We start from the raw sequence: 3680 nt of genomic DNA, 5'->3' as shown, positions 1-3680 counted from the left end.
CTGCTAAAACTATATTTAAAGGACTTCCTCCGGGCTGGTGATCTTGCCGGTGATGGCGCTGGCGGCGGCTACGGCCGGATTGGCAAGGTAGACTTCCGATTTGCTGCTGCCCATCCTGCCGACGAAGTTGCGGTTGGTGGTGGAGACGCAGCGTTCATCGGCGGCCAGGATTCCCATGTACCCGCCGAGGCAGGGACCGCAGGTTGGCGTGCTCACGGCCGCTCCCGCCCGGATAAATATCTCGACCAGCCCTTCTTTCATGGCATCAAGGTAAACCTGCTGCGTGCCGGGGATGATGATGGTGCGTACCCGGGGGTGTACTTTTCTTCCCTTAAGTATCTGCGCCGCCTCCCGCAGGTCTTCAATACGCCCGTTGGTGCAACTGCCGATCACCGCCTGGTTGATTTCGATATTGCCTACCTGGCTTACCGCTTTGGTATTGGAGGGGAGGTGGGGCAGGGCGACCTGCGGCTCGATGGTGGACGCATCATATTCGATTATCCGGGCGTACTCGGCATCGTCATCCGGTTCGTAGACGGTGTAGGGGCGTTTTGCCCTTGGCTTGACGTAGTCCAGCGTCTTCCGGTCTACCAGGAAAATGCCCGCCTTGGCGCCGGCTTCGATAGCCATGTTAGCCATGGTAAACCGTCCGTCCATGGACAATGAATCGATGGCGGCTCCGGTGAACTCCATCGCCGAGTAGAGAGCGCCATCAACGCCGATGTCACCGATGGTATGTAAAATTAAGTCCTTGCCGCCCACCCATTTCTTAAGGTTGCCGTGATAGATAAACCTGATGGTCTGGGGAACTTTCATCCAGATGTCCCCGGTAGCCATGGCCGCGGCGATATCAGTCGACCCCATGCCGGTGGCGAAAGCGCCCACCGCGCCGTAAGTACAGGTGTGTGAATCAGCGCCGACGACCACATCGCCGGGTAGCACCAGTCCCTGCTCCGGCAGGAGCACATGCTCGATGCCCATCTGCCCGACGTCGTAATGGATGATACCGTGCTCATAGGCGAACTCGCGCATCAGCTTGGTGTTTTCCGCAGAAGGAATGTCCTTGTTGGGCACAAAGTGGTCAGCCACCATGACTATCTTTTTCGGGTCAAATACCTTGCTCACCCCGATGCGCCGGAACTCCCTGATGGCGATGGGGGCGGTGACATCATTGGATAGTACCATGTCCACCCGCGCGTTGATGAAATCACCGGGGCTTACCTTCTTGCGGTCAGTGTGGGCAGCCAGTATCTTCTCAACCAGAGTCATTATTGTCTCTCCTTACCATTTAGTTATTGATAAAAGGCTATTACGTACAGATAATAGCACAGAAATAGGGCAAAGATGTAGTCAACCCCAGGGTGAGATACGGGTCAGCGCTTCAGCGCTTCAGCCGGGTAACTTTCCGGTCAGGACTTCTTATTGTTGGCCGTCAGCAGGCGGTTGAGGGCGTTCATATAGGCTTTGGCACTCGCCACAATGATATCGGTATCAGCACCCCGGCCGGTATAGGTTACTCCCCCACTCTCAATCCTGATGAGCACCTCGCCGATGGCGTCAATGCCCTCGGTAACTGATTTGACACTGTATTCGGTGAGCTTGTTGGGGACTCCAACGAGACGGTTAATCGCTCTGTAGACAGCGTCAATCGGGCCGGTGCCCAGGGCGGCATCAGCCAGTGCCTTGTTGTCCGGGCCGATGAGCCTGACAGCGGCGGTGGGGACGCCCCGGTCACCGCAGGTCACCTGGATACGGTCGAGGTGATAGAGCTCAGAGACGGTGCGCCGTTCTTCGGCAACCAGTGACTCGATGTCTTTATCGGTAACGTCCCTCTTCTTGTCCGCCAGTTCCTTGAAGGCGGCAAAGGCGCGGTCGAAGTTTTCCGGCGACAGGCTGTAGCCCAGCTCTGCCAGGCGTTCATTGAAGGCGTGTCTCCCGCTAAGCTTGCCCAGTACCAGGCTGCTGGCGGGTACGCCGACAGTCCTGGGGTCTATTATTTCGTAGGTTTTCGGCATCTTGATGACGCCGTCCTGGTGGATGCCTGACTCATGGCGGAAGGCATTGGCGCCGACAATCGCCTTGTTGGGCTGTACCGTAAATCCGGTCAGGTCACTGACCAACCGGCTGGTCTTATAAATCTGGGTGGTATCAATGCCGGTTTCCAGATCAAAGAAGTCCTGCCGGGTTCTGATGGCCATGACGACTTCTTCCAGGGAGGCGTTTCCGGCCCGTTCCCCGATGCCGTTGATGGTACACTCTACCTGCCGGGCTCCCCGCTTGAGCGATTCCAGGCTGTTGGCTACGGCCAGCCCCAGGTCATTGTGGCAGTGCACGCTGACCACAGCCCGGTTAATATTGGGCACGTTAGCGAAGATGCCGCCAATGAGGTCACCAAACTCGTCGGGAGTAGCGTAACCTACCGTGTCCGGTATGTTTACCGTGGTAGCGCCGGCATCAATAACCGCTTCCAGTATCTGGTAGATATACTCAGGATCGGTGCGGCTGGCATCCATCGGAGAAAACTCGATATCATCAAGGTATTTCCGGGCATGCGCCACCATGCTGCGCGCCATCTCCAGCATTTCCTGGCGGCTCTTTTTGAGCTGGTAGACGAGGTGTATATCGGAAGAGGACAGGAACACATGGACCCGGGGGTGAGCGGCTTCCTTGACCGCTTCCCAGGCCCGGTCAATAGCTTTAGCGTTGGCGTGTGTCAGGGCGCAGATTACCGGGGTGCGCACCTCTTTAGCGATGAGACTGACGGCTTCAAAGTCACCCGGCGAACTGATGGGGAAACCGGCTTCAATAACATCCACGCCGAGCCTTTCCAGTTGCCGGGCAATCTCCAGTTTTTCCCGGACATTCAGTGTCCCGCCGGCCGCCTGCTCCCCATCCCTCAGTGTCGTATCAAAAATGGTTACTTTATCCATATCTATCCTCCCTGGGAGAAACAACTCTCAAGAGCGGTCTCTCAAATAGATAAGCTCTAACTTCTTACCACTGATTCTCCCCTCCCCCGGTAACGGAGAGGGGCTGGTAAGGACGAGCTTGTCTCTCCCAGCGAGAGTAAATTCATGCCGGTGTTTCAGTTTATGGTTGCTATCTCTATCCTGTTTGCTAAACAATTTGTCCTATTACCACCTCATAATGTTTGGCGTCTCAGCTTATCTCAACACATTTCGTGACTTTTCCGTTAGAAGCATCTACGTGTACCTTAAATTGCCGGTATACTGGAGGAAGTCCACCTTTAACGGCGACGACCCAAACCTTACCTCGCCTTTCAAATGTAGCCTCTAGTCCTGGTAAGGCATCAAAGCTGTTTCTTACGTGCGCTTTCGCTAACTCTGCTGCCTCTTCACCGCTTATTTGCTTTGCCATCTCAGCCTCCTGCAAGCTATTTCTGAACCATCCCCTTTGAAGTTATCCAAAAACAATAAATTGTCATCCTGAGCACATTCGCTTCACTCAGTGTAAACTCCGTGAAGAATCTGGGTCGGAGGAGGTATTCGGTTGCGTATCCACCTCACCCCCAGTTTCTTCAGTCGCTCCGCTCCCTCAGAATGACATTTTCGGGCAGCCCATGTTTTGTAAGAAGGACGAAGTCCCTCTTTAACGCTCTGCGAGTTGATGGTGCCTTGCTTCTCTCGGATCTCACTGGTTCTTAGGAAATTGGAAAGGTT

General features: G+C 55.1%; 3 protein-coding genes. All 3 read right to left on the bottom strand.

Annotated elements, in window-relative coordinates; genetic code table 11:
• Window positions 1-15: 15 nt before the first annotated feature.
• Window positions 16-1269: a 3-isopropylmalate dehydratase large subunit gene (leuC, locus tag Q8Q07_07365; protein MDP3880102.1), complete on the bottom strand. Its 1254-nt coding sequence runs from the start codon at window positions 1267-1269 to the stop codon at window positions 16-18.
• Window positions 1270-1409: 140 nt separating this feature from the next.
• On the bottom strand, window positions 1410-2930 hold the full coding sequence (locus tag Q8Q07_07360; protein ID MDP3880101.1) for a 2-isopropylmalate synthase: 1521 nt from the start codon (window positions 2928-2930) through the stop codon (window positions 1410-1412).
• A 229-nt stretch (window positions 2931-3159) separates the two neighbouring features.
• Window positions 3160-3378 carry a hypothetical protein gene (locus tag Q8Q07_07355; GenBank protein ID MDP3880100.1) on the bottom strand — a complete coding sequence of 73 codons (219 nt, stop codon included), beginning with the start codon at window positions 3376-3378 and terminating at the stop codon, window positions 3160-3162.
• Between the last annotated feature and the right edge of the window lie 302 nt (window positions 3379-3680).

The organism is Dehalococcoidales bacterium (assembly GCA_030698765.1).
GTDB lineage: Bacteria > Chloroflexota > Dehalococcoidia > Dehalococcoidales > UBA2162 > JAUYMF01.
Note: the sequence above shows the minus strand (reverse complement) of the source record. Positions and strands in the feature narration are given on the sequence as shown.

Bases quoted from the DNA above. Each gene is read 5' to 3' on its own strand.
- leuC (MDP3880102.1), bottom strand. From the start codon at position 1,269: ATGACTCTGGTTGAGAAGATACTGGCTGCCCACACTGACCGCAAGAAG.
- Q8Q07_07360 (MDP3880101.1), bottom strand. From the start codon at position 2,930: ATGGATAAAGTAACCATTTTTGATACGACACTGAGGGATGGGGAGCAG.
- Q8Q07_07355 (MDP3880100.1), bottom strand. From the start codon at position 3,378: ATGGCAAAGCAAATAAGCGGTGAAGAGGCAGCAGAGTTAGCGAAAGCG.